21 protein-coding genes and 1 tRNA gene are annotated in these 20,456 nt (G+C 69.4%); 8 read left to right on the top strand and 14 right to left on the bottom strand.

Annotated features, from left to right (window positions below):
• Nucleotides 1–19: 19 nt before the first annotated feature.
• Both BJ981_RS29170 and BJ981_RS29165 read left to right on the top strand, forming a co-directional pair.
• Nucleotides 20–898: a hypothetical protein gene (locus BJ981_RS29170; protein ID WP_184616637.1), complete on the top strand. Its 879-nt coding sequence runs from the start codon at nt 20–22 to the stop codon at nt 896–898.
• A 569-nt stretch (nt 899–1,467) separates the two neighbouring features.
• A complete protein-coding gene (locus BJ981_RS29165) occupies nt 1,468–3,702 on the top strand; it encodes a hypothetical protein (RefSeq protein WP_184616636.1) in 2,235 nt (744 codons plus the stop codon).
• A 132-nt stretch (nt 3,703–3,834) separates the two neighbouring features.
• Here BJ981_RS29165 and BJ981_RS29160 read toward each other — a convergent pair whose 3' ends face one another.
• Nucleotides 3,835–4,701, bottom strand: a complete 867-nt coding sequence (locus tag BJ981_RS29160; RefSeq protein ID WP_184616635.1) for a hypothetical protein — start codon at nt 4,699–4,701, stop codon at nt 3,835–3,837.
• Nucleotides 4,702–5,053: 352 nt separating this feature from the next.
• On the opposite strand from BJ981_RS29160, the gene BJ981_RS29155 reads away from it, so the two are divergent.
• On the top strand, nt 5,054–5,833 hold the full coding sequence (locus tag BJ981_RS29155; protein WP_239139566.1) for a hemerythrin domain-containing protein: 780 nt from the start codon (nt 5,054–5,056) through the stop codon (nt 5,831–5,833).
• Between the two features lie 12 nt (nt 5,834–5,845).
• On the opposite strand, the gene BJ981_RS29150 is transcribed toward BJ981_RS29155, so the two are convergent.
• The 4 genes from BJ981_RS29150 to BJ981_RS29135 all read right to left on the bottom strand — a co-directional run bounded on the left by BJ981_RS29150 (nt 5,846) and on the right by BJ981_RS29135 (nt 8,346).
• Nucleotides 5,846–6,610 (bottom strand): hypothetical protein, encoded by a 765-nt coding sequence (locus BJ981_RS29150; RefSeq protein ID WP_204070553.1) that lies wholly within the window; start codon nt 6,608–6,610, stop codon nt 5,846–5,848.
• A 232-nt stretch (nt 6,611–6,842) separates the two neighbouring features.
• Nucleotides 6,843–7,175, bottom strand: coding sequence for a hypothetical protein (locus BJ981_RS29145; protein ID WP_184616634.1), 333 nt, complete (start codon nt 7,173–7,175; stop codon nt 6,843–6,845).
• A 273-nt stretch (nt 7,176–7,448) separates the two neighbouring features.
• Complete coding sequence (locus tag BJ981_RS29140) at nt 7,449–7,751, bottom strand: hypothetical protein (protein WP_184616633.1); 303 nt, start codon at nt 7,749–7,751, stop codon at nt 7,449–7,451.
• Nucleotides 7,752–7,944: 193 nt separating this feature from the next.
• On the bottom strand, nt 7,945–8,346 hold the full coding sequence (locus BJ981_RS29135; RefSeq protein ID WP_204070552.1) for an NUDIX hydrolase: 402 nt from the start codon (nt 8,344–8,346) through the stop codon (nt 7,945–7,947).
• Nucleotides 8,347–8,861: 515 nt separating this feature from the next.
• On the opposite strand from BJ981_RS29135, the gene BJ981_RS29130 reads away from it, so the two are divergent.
• Complete coding sequence (locus BJ981_RS29130) at nt 8,862–9,569, top strand: DUF4352 domain-containing protein (RefSeq protein ID WP_184616631.1); 708 nt, start codon at nt 8,862–8,864, stop codon at nt 9,567–9,569.
• Between the two features lie 719 nt (nt 9,570–10,288).
• Here the strand turns inward: BJ981_RS29130 and BJ981_RS29125 are convergent.
• A complete protein-coding gene (locus tag BJ981_RS29125; RefSeq protein ID WP_184616630.1) occupies nt 10,289–10,756 on the bottom strand; it encodes a hypothetical protein in 468 nt (155 codons plus the stop codon).
• A gap of 780 nt (nt 10,757–11,536) precedes the next feature.
• On the opposite strand from BJ981_RS29125, the gene BJ981_RS29120 reads away from it, so the two are divergent.
• Nucleotides 11,537–11,836, top strand: coding sequence for a hypothetical protein (locus BJ981_RS29120; RefSeq protein ID WP_184616629.1), 300 nt, complete (start codon nt 11,537–11,539; stop codon nt 11,834–11,836).
• A 448-nt stretch (nt 11,837–12,284) separates the two neighbouring features.
• Here BJ981_RS29120 and BJ981_RS29115 read toward each other — a convergent pair whose 3' ends face one another.
• The gene (locus BJ981_RS29115; RefSeq protein WP_184616628.1) at nt 12,285–12,824 is read right to left on the bottom strand and encodes a DUF6461 domain-containing protein; all 540 of its coding nucleotides are present in this window, start codon (nt 12,822–12,824) and stop codon (nt 12,285–12,287) included.
• A gap of 563 nt (nt 12,825–13,387) precedes the next feature.
• Here BJ981_RS29115 and BJ981_RS29110 point away from each other — a divergent pair.
• Entirely contained in the window at nt 13,388–13,816 is a 429-nt protein-coding gene (locus BJ981_RS29110) for a tyrosine-type recombinase/integrase (protein ID WP_184616627.1), read from the top strand.
• 57 nt (nt 13,817–13,873) lie between these two features.
• Here BJ981_RS29110 and BJ981_RS29105 read toward each other — a convergent pair.
• The 7 genes from BJ981_RS29105 to BJ981_RS29070 form a co-directional block, all read right to left on the bottom strand.
• Nucleotides 13,874–13,948: transfer RNA gene (locus BJ981_RS29105), tRNA-Val, on the bottom strand.
• A gap of 34 nt (nt 13,949–13,982) precedes the next feature.
• Nucleotides 13,983–15,221, bottom strand: a complete 1,239-nt coding sequence (locus BJ981_RS38710; protein WP_239139565.1) for an ROK family protein — start codon at nt 15,219–15,221, stop codon at nt 13,983–13,985.
• 632 nt (nt 15,222–15,853) lie between these two features.
• Entirely contained in the window at nt 15,854–16,180 is a 327-nt protein-coding gene (locus BJ981_RS29090; protein ID WP_184616626.1) for a hypothetical protein, read from the bottom strand.
• 48 nt (nt 16,181–16,228) lie between these two features.
• Complete coding sequence (locus tag BJ981_RS29085) at nt 16,229–16,687, bottom strand: peroxiredoxin (RefSeq protein ID WP_184616625.1); 459 nt, start codon at nt 16,685–16,687, stop codon at nt 16,229–16,231.
• A 191-nt stretch (nt 16,688–16,878) separates the two neighbouring features.
• Nucleotides 16,879–17,307 carry a DUF3052 domain-containing protein gene (locus tag BJ981_RS29080; RefSeq protein ID WP_184616624.1) on the bottom strand — a complete coding sequence of 143 codons (429 nt, stop codon included), beginning with the start codon at nt 17,305–17,307 and terminating at the stop codon, nt 16,879–16,881.
• A gap of 136 nt (nt 17,308–17,443) precedes the next feature.
• Complete coding sequence (locus tag BJ981_RS29075) at nt 17,444–17,851, bottom strand: YjbQ family protein (RefSeq protein WP_184616623.1); 408 nt, start codon at nt 17,849–17,851, stop codon at nt 17,444–17,446.
• Nucleotides 17,852–17,861: 10 nt separating this feature from the next.
• Nucleotides 17,862–18,056, bottom strand: a complete 195-nt coding sequence (locus BJ981_RS29070) for a DUF1918 domain-containing protein (protein WP_184616622.1) — start codon at nt 18,054–18,056, stop codon at nt 17,862–17,864.
• 122 nt (nt 18,057–18,178) lie between these two features.
• Between BJ981_RS29070 and BJ981_RS29065 the strand changes: the two genes are divergently transcribed.
• Both BJ981_RS29065 and BJ981_RS39475 read left to right on the top strand, forming a co-directional pair.
• A complete protein-coding gene (locus BJ981_RS29065) occupies nt 18,179–19,795 on the top strand; it encodes a HAMP domain-containing sensor histidine kinase (RefSeq protein WP_184616621.1) in 1,617 nt (538 codons plus the stop codon).
• On the top strand, nt 19,792–20,451 hold the full coding sequence (locus tag BJ981_RS39475; protein WP_239139564.1) for a response regulator: 660 nt from the start codon (nt 19,792–19,794) through the stop codon (nt 20,449–20,451). The genes BJ981_RS29065 and BJ981_RS39475 overlap by 4 nt, the downstream gene beginning before the upstream one ends.
• Nucleotides 20,452–20,456 lie beyond the last annotated feature (5 nt).

Genomic DNA, 20,456 nt, shown 5'->3' with positions numbered 1-20,456 from the left:
CGCGCAATCCCCTTATGGGATGCCGCCCGACAACCGATCGGCCTACGGCCGCTCGTCCCAGGAGCAGCCCCCCTACGGCCAGCCGTCCCAGGGCCAGTCCCCTTACGGCCGGCCCGCCGAGAGCTACGGCCAGCCCTCCTACGGCCCCGACAGCCAGTCTCCCTACGGCCGGTCGGCGGACGGCTTCGGCGGACCGGAGACCCAGTCCCCGTTCGGCACGCCGGCCGAGACCCAGTCCCCCTTCGGCACGCCGGCCGAGAGCCCGTCCGCCTTCGGCTGGCCCGCCCAGGACCCGCCGTCCCAGGACCAGTCCGGGCAAGGCCCCGCCCTCTACGGCCCGGCGTCCCACTACGGCCAATCGCTCTACAGCTCGTCCCTGTACGACGATCGAGGGCAGGACGACACCGCCACGGACGTCGGCGCGAAGCGCAAGCGCGGCCCGATGTTCTGGCTCCTCGCGATCGGCCTCCCCGTGGTGCTGCTGGGCGCGGGCGGCTACGTCGTCGCCTCCATGAACGGCGTCGGCGACACCGGCGCGTCCGCGTCGCCGTCCCCGACGGTCTCGACGCTCAACGTGGGCGGCGAGATCACCGTCAAGGGCGACCCGAACGTGATCAACATCAGCAACGGGCAGAACTGCAGCGTCAAGAGCGGTCCCAACGCCGACATCAAGGAGGGCACACCGGTCGTCGTGACCAACTCCTACGGCAAGACCATCGCCCGCAGCGCCCTCACGATCGGCACCGTGCAGGGCCAGATGGACTGCGTCTTCATCTTCCAGGTACCCGGCGTCTCCGCCGAGGAGAAGTCCTACGGCGTCCAGATAGGCCGCCGCCAGCGCATGGACTTGAGCGCCAACCAGATCAGCGCCCCCATCATGCTGGTCCTCGGCAACTGACCGCCCCTCCGGGCATCCCACGAGAACGCCCCGAAGCCGGATCACCGGCACGGGGCGTTCTCGTGTGAGCAAGCCCCTGAACCGGGCGTGACGAAGACGGGCGGCCCCGCGGTGGGACGATGGCGCCATGGACCGGTACGCTCTCGCGGAACTTCTGGTGTACCCGGGCGAAGCGGACGCGGCATGCCGTGCCGCCCTCCTCGCGGGCGGCGACTTCGACTCACCAGCGTTATGGCCGGAGAAATGGCGACCGGTACCGTGATCTTTCTCGTGGACGCATAGGAACCTCGGCGTCAGACGCTCGATCAATCGGACATTTCTGCACCCTCTTCCCCAAGACAGATGCTCTGCTCATCACGCTCGGCAAATGCCGGATTCGGCAGGCATCAGCGGGGCTGTTCGACAGGTGGGGCGGAATGGACGTCCATCGCCATTCCTCTTCGGTTTCGCAGCGATGGTGATTCCAGCGGGCTATCCGTTTATATGGGCGCTCCTGCCATACTCGGGCTGTGCCGAGCCGGAGACGTTGGCGGGTTTGGCCGCTTGCCGGGCTGGCGGCGGTGGTCGGGGTGACCACGTCGGTGGTCGCGGTGGTCACGGTATCCCCCGGCGGGCCGCTCGGCGACGTCGTGCAGAGCGTCACGGCCGTCCTCACGCTGACCGGCGGCGTGGTGCTGTGGCTGTGGAGCCGCAGCCGCCAGGAGGATCCGGCGCCGGTCGACGGCCTGGCGTCCGCGAGCGACGCGCTCACGGCGGCGGTGCTGGCGCAATGGGAGCAGGCGGCGGCCGAGCGGCGGCTGCGCTACCCCACGCCGATCCCCGTCCGGTGGCGCTGGTCGAGCCGGGCGGTGACCGGGCCGGTCGAAGAGGCGCTCGGCGCGGCGGGACACGCCCGGTTCGCGCCGCTGCCCGGGATCGCCGCGGCGACCACGGCCACGCTGGCCGAGGGCGGCATCGCCGACCTCTTCGGCGTCTACGCCGGCCTGGAGTCGGGCCGGCTGATCGTCCTGGGCGGCGCGGGTCGCGGCAAGTCCGCGGTCGCGATCCTGACCGTGCTGGACGCGCTGAAGCATCGGCAGGCCCTGGACGTGACGCGGCGGGCACGGGTGCCGGTGCCGGTGCTGCTGACCGCGCACGACTGGAATCCCCGCCAGCAGCGCCTGGACGAGTGGCTGATCGCCCGGCTCACCACCGAATATCCCTTCCTCCGCTCCGCCGCCTACGGCAGGCACGCCGCCGCGCGCATGGTGCAGGGCGGGCAGGTGGCCCTGGTACTCGACGGCTTCGACGAGATCGCCGACGACCTGCGACCGGTCGCGATCCGCGCACTGGACCAGCACATCACGCTTCGCCTGATGCTGCTCACCCGTACCGGTGAGCTCGTGGACGCGGTGGCGGGCGGTCACCTGCAGGGGGCCGCCGCGCTGGAGCTGCTGCCGGTGCCATCGACCGAGGCGGCCGACTATCTGATCCGCTGCCAGGTCCACCCGCCCCCACCCGGCTGGCAGCGCCTGGCCGGCCACCTGCGCGCGGCGCCCGGCAGCGCGCTCAGCTCCGCCTTGGACAACCCGCTCATGCTGACCCTGGTCAGGGACACCTTCCCCGCCGCGGCCGAGCTCGACGCGCTCACCACCCGCGAGTTCACCGAGCGGGCCGAGGTGGAGGCGTTCCTGCTCGGGCGGGTCGTGCCCACCGCCTACCAGCCGCGCCCCGGCGGCGAGCCCGTGCCGTACAGCGCCGCGCAGGCCCGTCGCTGGCTCGGTTTCCTGGCCGCCGAGATGAACCGCCGCGGCACCCGGGACCTGGCGTGGTGGCACATCCGCCAATGGGCGCCCGCGCCCGTCCGCGCCTTCATCGCGGGGCTGCCCGCCGCGCCCGGGGCCGGGCTTCCGCTGGGCGTCGCGTACGGCATGATGTTCGGGCCGAAGAGCGGCCTGGTGGCCGGGACGGTGTGCGGGGTGGCCAACGCCGTGGGGGTCGGCCTGGCGATGGGCCGCGGGGTGAGGCCGCGGCCCGCGCTCGCGGGCGGACTGGCCGGAGCGCTCGCGTCGGCCCTGACCGCCGGGATCGCCTTCGCCCTCGCCGTAGGGACGACCAGCGGGATCGCGGACGGCATCGGGATCGGCCTCGTCGCCGCACTCGGCCTCGGCCTGCCGTCCGGGATCGCGGCGACGCTGACCGAGGCGCGCAGGAGGACCGGCCCGCGCCGGCTGCGGCCCTTGCGCTGGAAGGCCATCGCGACCAGGGGAAGCATGACCGTCGGCCTCGCGTTCGGCGTCGTGCTCGGCCTGGCGGACGGGCTCGCGTTCGGCCTCACCGCGGGTCTGCCGACGGGCCTGCTGGCCGGCGCGGTGATCGGCTTGGCGGCCATGTTGCTCTTCGGCGTCTTCAACAGCCTGGTCCAGGGCTTCGCCGACGCCGCCGGCCCGATGGACCCGGTCACCTGCTGGCGTCGCGACCGCCGGTCCGGCCTCGTGGAAGGGCTCGCCTACGGCCTGATCGCCGGGGTCGGCTTCGGTCTGCCCAGCGGGATCGTTGGAGGCGCCCAGGCCGGATGGCTCCTCGGCATCGGCACCGGGCTGGGGGAAGCTCTGGCGGTCACCATCGCCGTCTCCCAGTCATGGTCGGCGACCGTGGCGTTCGTCCTGCTGGGCCGCACCGGCGTCTTCCCCCACCAGGGCATCCGCTTTCTCGACGACGCCCACCGCCGCGGGGTGTTACGCACGGTCGGCTCCGTCTACCAGTTCCGCCACGCCCGCCTCCAGGACCAACTCGCCAGAGACAGCACCCGACCGGCCGAGTGACATCGACCCGGGACGCCGGCACCTGACGTGGAACGGCGCGGAACGGGCCGTCAACCGGCGTGCCGCACCGGGCGCGGCAGGAGCACGATGAGCAGGGTCGCGACTCGGGTCCGACCCGCCCGGGCGTGCGGCTCAGATCTCGCCGATCGCGGCCAGTTCTTCCGCGGTGGCAGGACGGAACGTCGGGAGGACGGCGAGCAGGTCGGCTTCGGGGGTGTTGTCACTCGCGATCTGCACCAGGGCGTCGCCGTACCTGGCGAAGACCCTGATGTAGTAGGGCTCCCGGCGCACCCAGACATCCGGTGACACCTGCCGGCAGGTCCCGGTCACGCCGAGTCGGTTGGTCACATCCGGAACAGGTTCGGCACAAGAGGCCTGCGGCGACGTCGCCCTCGTCGACATGACGAAGACCTCGAACGCAGAACGGTCGCGTACGTGCTCGTACTCGAGCTCGAACGACGGTGGCCCCAGCAGAAATTCGTCGAACCACTCATTAAGATGCGTGGGCCGATAATCCGGCATGGCAGGCGCGATGAGCGGCAGTCCGGCATAGGTCAGCCTTCGCACGCGCGCCGCCTCGGCTATCGCGTCCTGGCTCCACGAGGTGGCGACGCATCCGGCGAAGACCGCACCGACCGCGAGCGCGCGGAGTGTCCGATTACCCGCGACGACCACCGCCGCCGCCGTGACATGGCCGCCCACTCCAATGCCCACGAAGGCGAAGCTCATCGCCCTCATGCCAAGGTCCTCGACATAGAAAAGCGTCTGACCGGCGAACGCGACGACGAGGATCGCGGTGTTGACGAACGGCGCCAGAATCCCCACCACCCACCAGCGCGGCAGCCTGACCAGCCACCCCAGCGCCAACCCCACCGGGAAGGCGGCGAAGAACAGCGTGACCGTCGCCGTCCAGTCGTCTTCTGGACCATTGAGGCGGATGAAAAGTTGCACCACTCCGATCGCGGCCCCCACGAGCACGGCCCGCCATAAGACACCCATGGCCAGATCCTCTCAGTCCTCACGCTCGCAAGCCCCGCTGACGGCCGACCCGATCGCCGGTGCCGTATGAGCGAATCCCACGGCTGAGGCCCCAGCGGGCCGTACCGACCGGGCGCTGGAAACCGTCCGGCTGTACAAAGTAAGTGGTGATGAGAATTCGAAATCGCCCACACCGCTCAGCCGCTCTGGAGACCGCCTCGTATCTTCCAGAGGCGGGGCGTTGACGGGAACGGCAAGGCCAGGCATTTACCCGCGTGTCGGCGTGGGGACCGGCGAGACGGGGGACTCTCCCGTGCACACGCGGGTGCGTGCGGTGCGGTTGAACCGGAGAACCGGGCAAAACGGAGTTATTGTGGAAGATCATCACTCGTCGGCCGTGCGCCGCCGTGACCTGCTCAGCCTGTCCACCATCGCCTTGGCCGGCGCGACGCCCCTCGCCGTCCATCCCGGATCCGACACCCCGGCTCTCGCGGCGGCGTCCCCTTCGCAGGTCCACGGGCATGGGCACAAGCCGGGGGTGACCCCTCCGGAGGACCTCATGCGCGAGCACGGGGTGCTGAAGAGGGTCCTGCTGGTGTACCGGGAGGGGATCCGGCGGATCCAGCGCGGCGAGCAGGTGCCCCACCAGCAGTTGCACGCCGGGGCGCGCGTCATCCGCGACTTCATCGAGCGCTACCACGAGTACCTGGAAGAGAAGTACGTCTTCCCGCGCCTGCGCGAGGCCGGAAGACTCCGTCACACGGTCTCGGTCCTGGAACTGCAACACAAACGGGGACGCGAAGTGACCGCCCGCATTCTCGCCGCCACCGACCATTCCAGAAGCTCGGCCCACCAGCGGCAGGCATTGGTCTCCGACATGGCCGCCTTCATCCGCATGTACGAGCCCCACGAGTCCCGGGAGGACACCGTGGTGTTCCCCGTCTTCCGCAAGGTGACGCCCGCCGGGGAGTTCGCCCGCCTGGGCGAGGTCTTCGAGGCCGCGGAGCACCGCCGTTTCGGCCAACGCGGCTTCACCGCCGTGGTCCACCGAGTCGCCGACATAGAAAAAGCCCTGCACATCCACGACCTGTCCCAGTTCACCCCCCAGAAGTCCTCCCCCAACCGCCGACACGGCCGGACCTCGGCCCGCTGACTTCGTTCGGACTCAGCCGCGCGTGTCGGCAGTGGTATGTGAGAAAGGAACCTCTCCACGGTCAGGTACCTGCTGGGCGGCCGTGTAGATCGGTCCACGCAGCCGCTGGAACACGCCGGCCGGTTCGAGCCCGGGAATCGGATGCCGGACCGGGTCGAACCGCACCGGCTCGGCGGAGTCCGGCAGCGCCGGCCCCGTCAACTCCAGCAGGCCGAAACGCCGCCACGGCCCCCGCGGGGACGCCACGGCCAAGTCGAACAGCAGCGGCCCGCCTTTCACCGTCCGGGCGAGCGCGCCGAGGTTCGCGGGCACTGACCACGAGGATCGTGCGACGGCGCCGAGCAGCACCCTTCGTGAACCGGCCGCGTACGGCAACAGCGAACCGTACAGGCCGGGCGCCCACCGCCTCGCCGGGCGCAGCAGACGCCGCCCGAGGACCGTGTGTCCCGTGGTGGCCAGGAGCAGGTCGCACACGTCGTCATCGCCAGGACCGGGCGATCCGTGAGCAGGCACGGGCCAGCGCACGGCGAGACCAAGAATGTCCGGCAACGGACGCGGGAACCCGGCCGCGCGAGACAGCCGGGCCAGGCCCGTCAGCGTCGCCGGCTCATCCAGGAAAGCGACGCCCATCGGCTTGGAGCACCCTTGCAGTCGCAGCGTGGCGCGAAGAACGAGACCATCAGGATGCAACGGCCGCCCGCGCCTCAGCCGCGCCGCCGCCTTGGCAACGGCGGCCGGCCCGGCTCCGGCAGCGGAAACGGCCTGTCCCTCACGCATCCCGCTCCCCCTTCACCTGGGCGACCCGCGCGCCGCTCATACGGCCTACCCGGCAAGGCGACCCTGACCCCGTCGAACACGCCCTCATCGCGGCCCGGGCGCCGTGCAGCCGCTCCTGTGCTCCCCCTGTCACCAAGATGAAAGACAGGTCGATGCGGATTCCCCACCAACGTGAAGGCGGCCTCACTCTCAGCCGGTGAGGCCGCCTTCACGTCGCGGCGGAATGCCGCGATCACCAATTGCACTCGGAGTCGCTCACCTGCGTGACGTACTGGCTGTCAGCGGTCACCCAGCCCGCGGCCGCGTAAGGCGAGATGATCTGTGCGCTGTAGCGGCCATTGGCCACGCCGAAGCTCTTGAACCGGTGGCCGTTGTACAGGACGTGCGGAGGGTTGGTCGTAGTCCCGGTGGAAGACGCGAACCACCGCACATCCTGCGCTATGACCTTCCGGCAGTTCCAGGCGAAGGCGCTGGCCGACGGCGCCGTGGATAACAGCCCGCCCACCAGCGTCGTTCCCATCAACAACAGCGTGGCCTTGCGGCGGATGGAGGGGGACGCCCGCATGCTCAGTCCTCTCGTCTCGTTTCCGTTGCTCCGCCTCTGCGCAGCCATGAGCAGGCCTGCCGTTTCGGGGCAAGGCTTCTCCTGCGCAGCGGTCCGTGAGGGCTTGCCCAGCAAAGTCCGGATATCACCGCCGTGACCGGATGCGGTCACCCCGCCGATACGCCACGGGCGCGGGAAGAACGCGAAGGTCTGCGTCTACGACTGAGCCGCACACCACGGCGCCCCCGTCTCCGTACCGGAGGCGAGGGCGCGGTCATGCCGTTCGGCGTCTCGTCAGTCGTACAAGGTGGTGCCTCGGTACCACACGGTGCCCCGGAAGTTGACCGATGAGATCTCGCCTACCCCCACCCGGGGTCCGCTCATCTCGATCCATCCCACCATGGGGTTCACGTGCACGCCGCTGGCCCAGGCCGCTTGCGTGCCTGTGCCGCCCGTGCACTGGCTGTAGACGACGTACCCCTCCTGCCAGGTGGTGCAGCCCGTCGGTACGGCGTGGGCGGGAGACGCGGAGCCCAGCACCAGCGACGCGGTGAGCAGGGCGGTGGCGGACACGGCCGCGGCCCGGTTTCTTCTCATGTGCGCTTCCTCCGACTCCGAAGGTAAATGGCGCTTCCATTAAGAAACTTTCCTAACCGGAAGATACTCCTCGGACAACGCGAGTCAAGGAGGCCCCGCGCCGAGGGGTTCCATCTCCATGCATCGCCGCAGTGCGCTTCTGACGCCGCGGACCGCCGCCGCCCCGGGCAGTGAACGGTGTCAGTCCTTCGGGTCAGTGAAGTTGTCCGGTCTGGTGTAGGTGATCGAAGATGATCTGGTCGACGGGCGACACGCGGTCGCGATCGGCATAGGTCAGCCAAGCGACTTCTTCGATCTCGCCGCTGGGTGCGGGCACACCGTGATGGCCGGCGCTGTAGCAGGTCATCCGCACCGTGACGCCTTCGGCATGCCCATGTGCCTGGGCCTGGTAGGTGCCCACGTGGGTAGCGGTCGTGGGGACGATGACAATGGACAATTCCTCACCGATCTCACGGACGAGCGTCTCGAGGTCGGTTTCCCCGGGTTCACGTTTGCCACCGGGAATGTAGTAGACGTTCTTGCCTCGCGACCGGGTGCTGAGGATCCTGCCGTTGTCCAGACGGATCCAGGCGATCTTGTCGATAGCACTGTTCAACCGCGTGCTCCTGTCTGCGGGGGGATAGGCCAGGCTGCCAGGTCGTCGGGGCATTCAAGAAATTGGCCTTCGTGAAGACGGCTCCGCGCGCACCAGGGTGACCACGGCCCCCACGCCGACCCCTGCATCAACGCAACTCAAAGCTATATGTGTTAGATCTTTCGACAGGACTACCGGGTCCCCTCCGCCCAGTCCTATGTGCTGCACCACCACCCCGTCCCCGGACACCGCTGGGCGCCCCACCCGCGACGACGTGGTCCTGCGTTCTGAACGCGGCCTGCGGAGGCCGTAGCGGGTCATACGCGGACCTTGCCGCGGAGGGCGGCGAACTCGCGGGCGCCCGCAGTGTTCGACTGACCCACAGCGTCATCGCAGGTCGACGCAACATGGTGTCCCGCAGGCTCACCCACTCGCAGCGAGTTAACAATCCGATCACCAGGCGCGCCTCGCGGTAACCCCGCCGCGCCCGCCGACCGTCCAGGAGAAGTCCACCAGGCGTTCCCCAGGAGTCCGCGATGGCATACCAGAATGGCCCCCAGCAGCCCCCGTACGGCCCGCCGCCCGGTTACGGATACGGCTACCCGCCCCCGCCGCCGAAGAGATCCAACACACCGATCATTCTCATGGTCGCCGGCGTGGCCGCGGTTCTGCTGTTCGGTGGCTGCGCCGCACTCGTCGTCCTAGCGGGAAGCAGCACACCCCAGGTCGTGGTGGCCACGGCCCCGAAGGCGTCACAGCCCGCCCGCAGTGATGACACCCCCGCGCAGCCGTCGACCAACACTCAGCCGCCTGCCGCCACGCCTGCCTCCGCAGCGGCGGTCGGAGCCACACTCCTCCTGGAGGGCATGGACGCGGGATTGAAGATCGATGTGACCGTGACCAAGGTCGTGGAGAAAGCGACACCAGCCAACGACTACAGCAGGCCGAAAACCGGCAACCGGTACGTCGCCATCGAGCTGCAGCTGACCAACAAGGGGCAGGCCGTGTACGACGACAGCCCATCGAACGGGGCCAAGCTCATCGACGACCAGGGCCAGCAGTACAACTCGACTTTCGGCGACGTCCGCGAAGGCGTGCTGTTATCTTCGGTGACCATCACACCGGGCGACAGCCGAAAGGGCGTCATCCTCTACGAGATCCCGGAGGCCGTGAAGCTCGCTAAGTTCCAGTTCGGCCTGAACTCCGGATTCGCCTCCCAGAAAGGCGAGTGGAACCTGCGGTAGCCGACCCATGCAGAGGGCCCTGGCGCTTCCCCACGCAAGGGCTCTCGACCGTCAGGGTGTGCGGATCGGCGCGGCGCGATGCGAGGCACCTCATCACTGAGTGCTTTTGACCTCGCGAGGAGGGCGGCAATCAAAGTCGGGTAGGCCAGATCCTCTAACAGATCCACACATACAGGCCATGCGTCAACGCGTAATCCCCCTATGATCGCCGCGAACTTCCGTTCCCGGCCTCACAGGACCGGGCCACGGTGCCAGGCATCCCCTATCGCAGTGCGTACGGGACTTTTACGTTGCCCGGATACAACGCCTCCAGAGGAAAGATGCCTGGTACATGCCGTTGCGAGGTCTGCAAGGAGAACTGGATGACCTACCCATCGCTGATCATTCGTTCGCGGTGTAGTAGCGAATGGCCGGGCTCTGGAGCACGCTCCAGTCGGCTGGTCCTTGAGAACCACTGAGTCTTGTTCTCTCTCTTCGCCGTCCTCTTCGGAGCTGGGCGCGAGGCCCGCGCGCTCTCGCTGGAGAGGGAGCTGAAAGACTCCGAGATCACGCTTCGTCCGCTCGGCTTCTCCACCCACTGGAGCAGAAGTATGCAGGTTGAGGCGGACGAGCAGTCATCCGGCCAAGGGCGAGGGCCCTACCACGGACGCGGGAGAACTCCCATCGCCTGACGTCCGCCGCTAGCTCCGGGGGGGTGATGGCAAGAAGACGTAGCGGCGTCAGTCGTCGCGCGTCGCACCGCGACCTCCCCGCCGGGTGGCAACGAGGAGCGCGATGGCGCTGACCGCGTAGGCGACGGGCGCCAGCGCCCAGTATCCGCCCTCGGGGCGCGTACCGAAGTGGAAGTCCGGCTGACTACCGGCGAACGTGTCCGCGAGCACGTCGGCGGGGATGCCCTCCGGCGGGAGGGTGAGCGGGAGCTCTCTCAGTACAAGCGGTAGATGGAGCAGGGCCAGGACACCGCAGATTCCGCTGATGACCCCGACCAGCGTGCGATTCCATGCCATGGCGCCAACGCCCACGAGAAATGGCAGGACGCCGATGACGAAGAGGTCGAGGACTAGAGGATCTCGCTTCGACGCCCCGGCGATATCGCTGGCGATCATCGCCAACGGCAAGGGAGGGGAAGACCATTCGCCCTCTGTCGTCGTAGCCAGCAACGCCCACGGCACCAGCGAAGCGCTCACCGCCACCCCGAACCACGCCCATGAACGCCAGCCGGTCCGCACGTTTCTCCACGTCGGCACCGGAAGAGCGTATAGGACATGGTCCCCAGCTGCCCCGGTACAGGTAGACGCCCAGGGCGAGGGCCCACAGGCCATAGCTTTGGTGCACCGCCCGCATGGACGCACAGGCTGTCGAGGACATTCGCCTGCCGTGGGAGCTCTTCCCTGCGAACTGCACCATGGGTTCCGCGTGCGGTGATCAACCATGTTTCCCAGTGAGCCAAGGTGAGGAACGAACCCTGACTTCCGATCACCCCCGACTGCATTAGCAGTCCGGATCTTGGCCGTTCATAGCAGTTCGACCTGACCAATGGGCGCGGGCGGTCTATCCGGAACGGCATGGGGCGGTGCTGGATCGTAAAAAGAACCGGGACTAGGGAGCAGAGAGAAAAGGTGGCGTGATCTCGACGATCCGTGCGGTTCCGGCGTGCGTCGTATCTCGTGCATGGTGATCACATCGCCCGATTCAAGTTGGTTCCAGTGATCAGGAGTCAGCGGAAGCAGTCTCACCGCCTTACATCCACCCGGCTTCAGAGGGGTGCGGTCTTCGATCCAAAGGGCGGCGATGCTGAACAGAGGTTCACCCTCGGGCGTCCTGCGGCCGATGTCCCACATGGGCCGGAGCAATCCACCGGGAGGTACCGGCGTTCTCCGGCCCCCGTCCTCGGTGCGGGTGAGACACAGCTCAGCTCGGAGCGCACCGGTACGGGCCTCTCTGCACCGCCACCGGTACCAGGTGGCATGCGACTCAAGCCACATCAGTCGGGCCGCATCAGCCGGCAGATCCCAGAACTCGGGCGGCTGGGGGTGCGCGTCGCCGAGTTCCTCAAGCAGGAGAGCGACCATCTCCCATTCGTCGTGTTCCAGGTACTCCAGCACACCGGCCACGCCGACGCCGGCCTCGGTTCGGATGTGGCTGGAGCAAAACCGAGCGGCCTTCAACAGCAAGGAGTCCAGGCCCACACCCCGATTGTGACGGGGTGTCGAACCCTGAACCTACGGATTGAAGAAGCTCGATTCGATGAAGGTCAGAGGCCCTGACCTCCGAGACAGCGCCCGTGGACGTCCGCCGAGCTCCGCCGTCGTCCGCCCCCCCTTGGCTGTACTCATGGTGGTACAGCCGGGCGGGAGCCAAGATCGCGAGGAACGGCTCTCGACCTGCTACGCGCCGGACTCAGTCAACTGAGTCGACCACCACGACTCCGAGCTAATGGCCCGGTGATCACGGTGCTGACCTGTCTCCCATCATCTCCGGCTGGCACGCAATGGCACGAGCTCCGGCCCGGCGATGGCACGTAGACCACCCTGGCGTCGGCGCACGCCCCAAACCGCATTAGCAGCTCGGGGCATCAGTGTTCAGAACAGTCCCACCTGGACCAACGCCCCTCGACGGTCTTCCTGGAACGGATTGGAACGGCGGTGAACTGCAACCCAAACTGCAACCCGGTGCGTCACGGCCACCGGTTATGGACTGAGGGGGATGGCTTGGTCAGTACAGATGATCGATTGAACCGACGATGGTGGGCATGGCGTAGCAGGCAGGTGACAGGTGCACACCGGTGGCTCGTTCCGCGAGAGCGAGGACTCCCATGATCCGGGTCGGGAAGTAATCGGGCGCCTCCTCGTCAACGGGCATGCCCAGTTCCCGCATATGAGCCAGAAGGCGGTCAGGATCGCTGCCCCGTCGCGAATCAGGGAAGCATGGTTCAAACTTCGTGACCACCACCCCGTCGACCGAGTAGACGAAGTCCTCGTCGAGACTGCCATTGGTGAACACCCTCGCTGTCGCCGTCCCGCGGGAGAGCAAGTTCGGCAGCTCGGCGTAGCCGTAATCGATCAGGACCGTGCCTCCAGAGGTCGCGCAGGCTTCGATGCCCCATTCACCGGAGATGTCACCAAGGGTGGCGCCGATCCGGTGCAGACTCTCCTCAGGAGACAGGTCTCGCACGAAAGTGACGCAGAAGCCGTCGCTGCGCTCCTCGCACTCTTTGACGAACCAGGCATAGTCCGCCGCCGTTGCACCGCTCATCGACGATCCCTCCCCATATGCGATCAAACTGGGGTGATCATTGCAGATAGGGCAGACATGTTTGGCGGTCGTGAGGTGATCTCGGTTCCAGTAGCACATCACCAGGTTGGAAGATTTCGGTCCATGCCACGGAACACTTGTGAAGAGCAAGAAACTCACGGCCTCATTCGACCTGATCGATTGAGCCCGAAGGCGCAAAGCCCGGACAACGTGAGATGAGGGCAGGCAGTCTGCCCAGGTCGCTGTACAAGTGGGCCGGAGCGCGGCTTGACTTGTAGCACCTCCCGGATGAGGTGTCGCGAGGCGAGAGCTGCGCGCGAGGTGCGCCCTTGAGGCCATGCCCGCTGGTCACTCGTAGCACTGGCGACGGCGCGCCCTGGTGCGGCGGGTCGCGTGGGTACGGCGGGTGCTCCGGTCGGTGGGCGGCCCGCGTTCCCGCCGCCGGCCGGGACCGGCGCCCACGCCGCACGCCCGGCCGGGCGGAGCCGGCGGCGGCCCGTGCGGCGGCGGAAACGCCGTCGCCTTGATAGTTGATCGTCGGTCCGCCCAAGTCACGGGCGGGAGTGCGCACCATCGCGATCCCCTCGGCGATCACCCCGGCGCTGGAACTTCACCTCGCGCAGTACACCGGTCCGGGAGACGACGCGCTCATCTTCACGGGATCCCGGGGCGGCACCTTCCGGTGGAGCAACTTCCGTAGGGCGACCAACTGGGCGGACGCCACGCGCAAGATCGGTCTACCCGGGCTGCACTTCCATGATCTGCGGCATACGGGGAACACGCTCGCGGCAGGGTCCGGGGTCAGCCTTCGCGATCTCATGGAGCGCATGGGCAACGACAGCGTGCGGGCCGCGATGATCTACCAGCACAGTACCGCGCAAGCCGATCGGAAGATCGCCGACGCGATGAACGGCATGATCGGAGAGGCGACGGTACCGGCGGTTGAGTACACCAAACGAACATCGCGCAGGCGCCCAAGATCGCGGGCCTAATGGCACGCTGATGACACGGAGCCCCCGTCAGATGGTCACTAGCGGGGGTGTTATGGCTGGTGGGCGCTACTGGGTTCGAACCAGTGACCCCTCGCTTGTAAGGCGAGTGCTCTACCGCTGAGCTAAGCGCCCCCGTGGCCCCTCGTGGGGGCGGTCGGGCTACACCTTACGGTACTGAAGGGGACCTGAGCACATCGAGTGGCCAAGTGGTGCCGGGGGTGGGGACGCCGGCGGCTTGCCAGCCGAGGAGGGCTGCTCCGAGCATGCTGGCGTTCATCCCAAGGGCGGCGGGGCGCAGGGGTGGGGCGGCGCGGAAGGTCAGGCGGGACTGGAGGCGTTCGGCGAGGGGGTCGAGGAGGGCCTGCCCGGCCTCGGCGAGGCCTCCTCCGAGGACGATGGTGGAGGGGTCCAGGAGGAGGGTGTAGGTGGCGAGGGCGTAGGAGAGGGCCTCGAGGGCGTCGTCCCAGACGGCCGCGGCGTCCGGGTCGCCGCGCATGGCCAGGTGGACGACGTCCTCGGCGGTGGCGGGGCCGCGGGCGGCGGTGAGGTCGTCGACGTAGGGGGATGTGCCCAGGGAGGTGATGTTCTCGCCGGACAGTGCCGGAGTGGTGTTCTGGCCGGACCGTGCCGGGGTGATGTTCTGGCCGGACCGTGCCGGGCTGATGTTCTGGCCGGACCGTGCCGGGGTGATGTTCTGGCCGGACGGTGCCGGGGTGGTGTGGCCCTCCTGCCGGTCGGGGGGCGGCTGGAGGCCGGGGGTGGTGGGGAGACCGGCGGAGTGGTGGAGACGGAGGGGGTTCGGGGGGCGGAGGGAGGCGGTGCGGCTGAGGCGTTCGGCGTAGCGGCGGGCGACCGAGGCGGCGGAGGCGTAGGTCTCCAGGCAGCCGATCTGGCCGCAGGCGCAGCGTTCGCCGCCCGGGAAGACCGGGATGTGGCCGATCTCGCCGCCCCAGCCGGACGAGCCGCCGTACGGAGCGCCACCGACGACCACGGCGCCGGCGATTCCCGTGCCGATGGGGAGGAAGAGGAAGTCCCGGACGGAGCGTCCGGCGCCGAGGACGCTCTCGGCCAGTCCTCCGGTGCGGACGTCGTGGCCGAGGCGGACCGGGACGTTGAGGGGCGTGAAGTCGGTGGCGGGGACGTCCTTCCAGCCGATGTTGGCGGAGTAGACGGCCCGGTCCTCGGCGACGAGGCCGGGGACGGCGAGGCCGACGCCTGAGGGCGCGCCGGGGCCCGCGGCGGCCAGGTCACCGACGAAGGAGCGGATCGCTTCGACGACGCGCAGCGGCCCGTCGGCGCGAGGCGTGACGCGCCGCTCGGTCATCAGCACCTCGCCCGAGGCGTTGACGAGGCCGCCCTTCATGGAGGTGCCGCCGACGTCGAGAGCCACGACATAGCTGTTCATGCGCCTGCCCTCGTTCCCATGGTGGTCGTGGACGAAACCGCGGCGGTGACGGCGCGAGGCGTGACCGCCGCGGACGGGGGGTGGTAGGTGACTGGATCGGCGTACGTACGGGCCTTGGCCGGGGTGTCGGGATCCGCGGAGGAGGACGGGGCCGCGCCGGGCCTGACCGGAACGGCCTTCTGGGCTTCTGTGACCGGGTGCGACAAGCCTGGGCGCGCCGTGACCAGGGTGACCGGACCGGCGGGCCGGGCTCGTGTGAGCGAGTGGAGCGTGCCTGCCGTCGCCGGGGTGGCCGGGGCGGTGGGCTGGGCTTCCGGGAGGGCGGGTCGGTGGGAGAGGGCCGGTGTGGGCCCGCACGTGCGGGTGGAGGGGTGGCGAGGGGTGGGGGTGCTCCTTTGGGTGGCGGTTTGCACGGAGTCGTTCCCCTCTTTCGCGATCTTCATACCGCGGCGCGGCACGTTCGCCCTCGATCGCGCGCGGGCCACGGCCCGGCGGCGCGGAGTGGTGGCACATATCCCCGCGCGCTGCAGGACCAGAAGACTGCTGCGCATTCCCGCGCAGTTTTGCTCAAATAAGTGCATGAGTCAAAACCGGAGGAACCCGATATTTCGGACAGCCGTCCGGCGAGAGGGTCAGCCGCCGGGTCGTCGTCCGAGGACGCGGCTCAGCGCGGCCTCGACCTCCTCCGACAGGCCGGGCGCACCGGCCGTGACCAGAGGGGCCTCCGGCTCCCCGGAGCGCGCGGGGCGCACCCACCCGCAGGCGCGGCATTCGACCTCGCCCAGCCTGCAGATCAGTCGCGTCGAACCACACGACCCGCAGTGCTCCAGTTCGAGGTCATGTTCGCGCTGGCAGGACGGGCAGATCAGCACCTGGGCCTCACGGTGCACCCCACGCCGCCAGGGGCTCGCGCCGCGCTCCGGGTCCGTCTGCCGGATCCCGCATCGATAGCAGGGCATCGTCGCCACCGCCTTCGTCTTCGCCAGGTCGTGGCCCGGCGCACACCTCTAGGGGATTGTCGCGAGCACTCGGTGGTACTCGGAGATGTCGCGCGCCAAGGGGATCGGGTTCACGGCCTTCCACCGGACCACGCCCTCGGCGTCGATGATGAAGGTGCCGCGCAGCGCGACGCCCCTCTCCTCATCGAGGACACCGTACGCCCTGGCCACCTCGCCATGCGGCCAGAAGTCGGAGAGCAGCGGGAACGCGTAGCGCTCTTGCTCGGCCCACGCCCGGTGGACGAAGATCGAGTCGACGGACACGGTGAGCACCTGGACGTCGTCGGGCAGCGACGCGACGAACTCGTCGCGCAGAACGCCGAGCTCGCCGTGGCAGACGCCGGTGAAGGCGAGCGGGTAGAACATGAGCACGACTCGACGGCCCCGCAGGCCGGACAGGCGCACGGGGGCGCCGTGCTGGTCCTGGAGCTCGAACTCGGGAGCCTTCTCGCCCACCTCGACAGCCATGCCGCTCCTTTCCCCGTCAGCCCGCGGGCCCGAGCCCGCGCGTGAGCCCCGAAGCCCCGGCGATCCCGGTGGGCCGCAGGCCGGAAAGGTTCCGAGGTCTCCGGTGAGCCCGCGGCGGACCGACGACCGCGAAGCACACCCATCCTGCCGTACGGCCGGTGTGAGCCGTACGGCAGGGGAAGCGAAGAGCTCTAGCGACGTCCCTTCGGAGCGACGAGGCGCGTGCCCGACCAGTCGCGGGCCGCGCTGACGCTGCTGGTCTGGGCGAGGCCCGCAGTCGTGGCGTCCTCCCCGATGTCGCTCGGCTCGACGTGACCTTCCCGGCCCACCTTGGGAGTCAGCACCCAGATCTGGCCGGCGTCGGCCAGACCGGTCATGGCGTCGCTCAAGGCGTCGAACAGGTCACCATCTCCATCGCGCCACCACAGCAGCACGACGTCGACGACGTCCTCGGAATCCTCATCGACCAGTTCGTTGCCGGTCAGCTCTTCGATCGACTGGCGGAGCTCCTCGTCGGAGTCCTCGTCCCAGCCGATCTCCTGCACCACCTGACCCGGCTTCAGACCGAGTCGCTCGGCCAGGCCGCGCTCGCCCTGCGCCTGACCCGCGGTCGCGCTCACGTGTATCCCTCCTGCTTGGGTGGCCCCGCCTCCGGCGGGCTCATTCGGCCCCTGTGAGGCCGCTTCGGCACAGTCCACACGCTGTGACCCATCGTCGTCAACGGTCGCCACGACCGGTGACCCGCACCGTTATCTGTTAGTCCGACAAAAACGACAAACGGACACGTCGTTCCGGGTTGTCGACGTTCAGGTCCACGATGGCGACGGACTGCCACGTCCCCAACGCCAACCTGCCGTCCAGTACCGGAATCGTCGCGTACGGCGGAATGAGCGCCGGCATCACGTGTGACCTGCCATGACCGCGCGTACCGTGGGCGTGTCGCCAGCGGTCGTCGGCCGGGAGCAGATCGTCCAGCAGGCCGAGAAGGTCGTCGTCGCTGCCCGAGCCGAGCTCCAGCAACGCCACCCCGGCGGTCGCGTGGGGGACGAACACGTGGAGTAACCCGTCTCCCCCGCACGACCGCGCGAACTCCTCACACCGCCGGGTGATGTCGTACACCCGTTCCTTGGTCCCCGTGCTCACCTCGAACGTCTGAGATCTCACCTGACGGATCTTATGATCCCCGCTGAACTGGGACGACAATCGCATCCGGCCCGGGAAACACCAATCCGGTGTGCCCGTCGTCGAAGCGAACGACGTAGGGCGGGGAGCCTTCGGTACCGCGTACCTCGATGATCAGTCCCGGCCGGTCCCTGTCACCCACGGTGGTCCCGTGGACGAGGAGCCGGTCGCCTACGGTCGCGTACACGTCGATCCTCCTTCTTCAGGGTCACTTCCCAGCGTGGTACGGCGGGCGTCCGGCGAAAAGAGGGAGAGGCCCTCCCCCGACGGAGGGAGGGGAAATAAACACCGAAACGTTACTCTGCGGGGATGTGGCGCTTCGGGCTGCGGACGCGGACGGCGGCGTCCTATGTGCTGGTCACCGCGGCGGCCGTGCTGATCGTGGAGGCGGTCCTGGTCGGCTTCGTGATCTCGTCCGCCGGTGACTCCACCCTGCTGGCCAAGCTGCAACAGCTGGCCGGCGAGGATGCGAAGATCATGAGCGCGAGCGCGACCAAGATCGTGACGTCCGGCGCGGGGTTCACCGCGCCGGGCCTGCTGAAGAAGGCGATGACGGCGTCCTTCGGGCCGGCCGGGCCGGACCGGCACGGGAAAGAGGTCCCGGGTCTTCCGAAGACCACGGCCGCGACGGGGAAGGTCGCCGTCGAGGCGCGGCGGAAGGCCGATCACGATCTCGTGGAGGCGCTGCTGGACCCGGCGGGCCGGGTGATCGACAGCACCGCGCCGAAGTCCTTCCCTCCCGGCCTGCTCCTGCTGGCCGACCCTTCCCCGCGGGCCGAGGGACAGGGAGGGTCGGGGAAGACCCCCGCGGGCACGGCCGCGTGGTGGACCAGCCCCATCCTCGCCCCGCAGACCGCGGGGACCACGCTCGCCGGTGATCCTCGCGCCCCGGCGACGCGCTCGCCCGCGGGGCCGTCGAAGGGGGAAGGGTTCCAGATCATCGGCTACATGTACGTGCAGGCGCCGGGCGACGGGCACGCGCGGGTCCCGTTCATGGACGCCGCGGCGCCGCTGCTGGCCCCCGGCGCGCTCGTCCTGGCGCTGGTGGTGCCGGTCGGCGTCGTGTTCGGCATGCTCACCACGCGCCCGATGATCCGCCGCATCACCCGGCTGGCCGAGGCGACCACGGCCGTGGCGGGCGGCGACTTCGCCCCGCGGGTCGCGGTCACCGGACAGGACGAGGTCAGCCGCCTGGAGGACGGCTTCAACCGCATGAGCGAGCAGCTCGGCGCCGCCGTGGAGGCCGAACGGCTGTCGGCGCGGGCCGAAGCGCGCCAGGCCGAGCGTTCCCGCATCGCCCGCGAGCTGCACGACTCGATCAGCCAGGACCTGTTCTCGCTGAGCCTGCTCGCCGCGGGCATGCGCAGGGCAGCGCCCGAGACGCTGCGCGGCCAGGCCGAGGCCATGGAGCGGACGGCCGCGCGCACGATGCGCGAGATGCGAGCCCTGCTGCTGGAGCTGCGCCCGGTGGCGCTGGAGGACGCCGGGCTCGCGCCCGCCCTCGAGGAGCTGTGCCGCGCGTACGAGACGCGGCTCGGGATCCGGGTGCGCACGTCGCTGGCCGACGTCTCGCTGCCGGCCCCCGCCGAGCACGTGGTGCTGCGCGTGACGCAGGAGGCGCTCGGCAACGCCGTCAAGCACGCCTCCCCGCGTGAGGTGGAGGTGGAGCTGTGGCGGCAGGGGGACGAGGTGCGCGTCCGGGTGGCCGACGACGGGCAGGGGTTCGATCCGTCGCACCCGCCGCCGAGCCACGGGATGGGCCTGCGGCTCATGCGTGAGCGCGTGGAGGAGCTGGGCGGCCGTTTCTCCCTGTCCAGCGGGCGGGGGAAGGGCACGGTCGTGACGGCCGCGCTGCCGGCCGGTGCCGAGGTTCCCGCCGCGGAGCCGCGCCCGGCCCGGTTCGCCGATCCGGTGGAGGCGTCGTGATCCGGGTGCTCATCGTGGACGACCACGAGGTCGTGCGGCAGGGGCTGCGGTTCGTGCTGGAGCAAGAAGAGGGCATCGAGGTCGTCGGCGAGTCCAAGGACGGCGCCCACGCGCTCGCGGCCGTGCGGGCGCTCGAGCCCTCGGTCATGCTGCTGGACATGGTCATGCCGGGCATGGACGGCCTGGAGGTGCTGCGGCGGCTCGGACCCGACCGTCCCGCGGTCATCGTGCTCACCTCTTTCCAGGAGGACGAGCGGGTGGTGGCCGCCGTCCGGCTGGGCGCGCTGTCCTATCTGCCGAAGACCACGGCGGTGGACCGGGTGGTGGAGGCGGTGCGCGCCGCGGCGCGGGGCGGCAGCGTCCTGGAGCCGGGCATCGCCGCGCTGCTCGTCCGGCAGGTGCGGCGCGGCGATCCCCGCGGCCGGCTCGACGCGCTCACCCCGCGCGAGCGCGAGGTGCTCACCGAGCTGGCGCGGGGCCGCTCCAACGGGGAGATCGCCCGCTCGCTGTCCCTGGGCAAGGAGACGGTGAAGACCCACGTGTCGAGCGTCCTGGCGAAGCTGGGCGTCGCCGACCGCACCCAGGCCGCGATCGTGGGGTTGCAGCACGGCCTGGTCCCGCTGGAGGAGGCGCTGGACGGCGACGCGGCGGAGTGACCGGG

Origin of the sequence: Sphaerisporangium krabiense, assembly GCF_014200435.1 — a bacterium.
Taxonomy (GTDB): Bacteria; Actinomycetota; Actinomycetes; order Streptosporangiales; family Streptosporangiaceae; genus Sphaerisporangium; species Sphaerisporangium krabiense.
Note: the sequence above shows the minus strand (reverse complement) of the source record. Positions and strands in the feature narration are given on the sequence as shown.

Coding starts and splice junctions, on each gene's coding strand:
- BJ981_RS29160 (WP_184616635.1), bottom strand. CDS start 4,701: ATGGGTGTCTTATGGCGGGCCGTGCTCGTGGGGGCCGCGATCGGAGTG.
- BJ981_RS29120 (WP_184616629.1), top strand. CDS start 11,537: ATGCGACTCAAGCCACATCAGTCGGGCCGCATCAGCCGGCAGATCCCA.
- BJ981_RS29115 (WP_184616628.1), bottom strand. CDS start 12,824: ATGAGCGGTGCAACGGCGGCGGACTATGCCTGGTTCGTCAAAGAGTGC.
- BJ981_RS29145 (WP_184616634.1), bottom strand. CDS start 7,175: ATGCGGGCGTCCCCCTCCATCCGCCGCAAGGCCACGCTGTTGTTGATG.
- BJ981_RS29090 (WP_184616626.1), bottom strand. CDS start 16,180: ATGCCCTGCTATCGATGCGGGATCCGGCAGACGGACCCGGAGCGCGGC.
- BJ981_RS29150 (WP_204070553.1), bottom strand. CDS start 6,610: ATGCGTGAGGGACAGGCCGTTTCCGCTGCCGGAGCCGGGCCGGCCGCC.
- BJ981_RS29140 (WP_184616633.1), bottom strand. CDS start 7,751: ATGAGAAGAAACCGGGCCGCGGCCGTGTCCGCCACCGCCCTGCTCACC.
- BJ981_RS29170 (WP_184616637.1), top strand. CDS start 20: ATGCCGCCCGACAACCGATCGGCCTACGGCCGCTCGTCCCAGGAGCAG.
- BJ981_RS29065 (WP_184616621.1), top strand. CDS start 18,179: ATGTGGCGCTTCGGGCTGCGGACGCGGACGGCGGCGTCCTATGTGCTG.
- BJ981_RS38710 (WP_239139565.1), bottom strand. CDS start 15,221: ATGAACAGCTATGTCGTGGCTCTCGACGTCGGCGGCACCTCCATGAAG.
- BJ981_RS29130 (WP_184616631.1), top strand. CDS start 8,862: ATGGCATACCAGAATGGCCCCCAGCAGCCCCCGTACGGCCCGCCGCCC.
- BJ981_RS29085 (WP_184616625.1), bottom strand. CDS start 16,687: ATGGCTGTCGAGGTGGGCGAGAAGGCTCCCGAGTTCGAGCTCCAGGAC.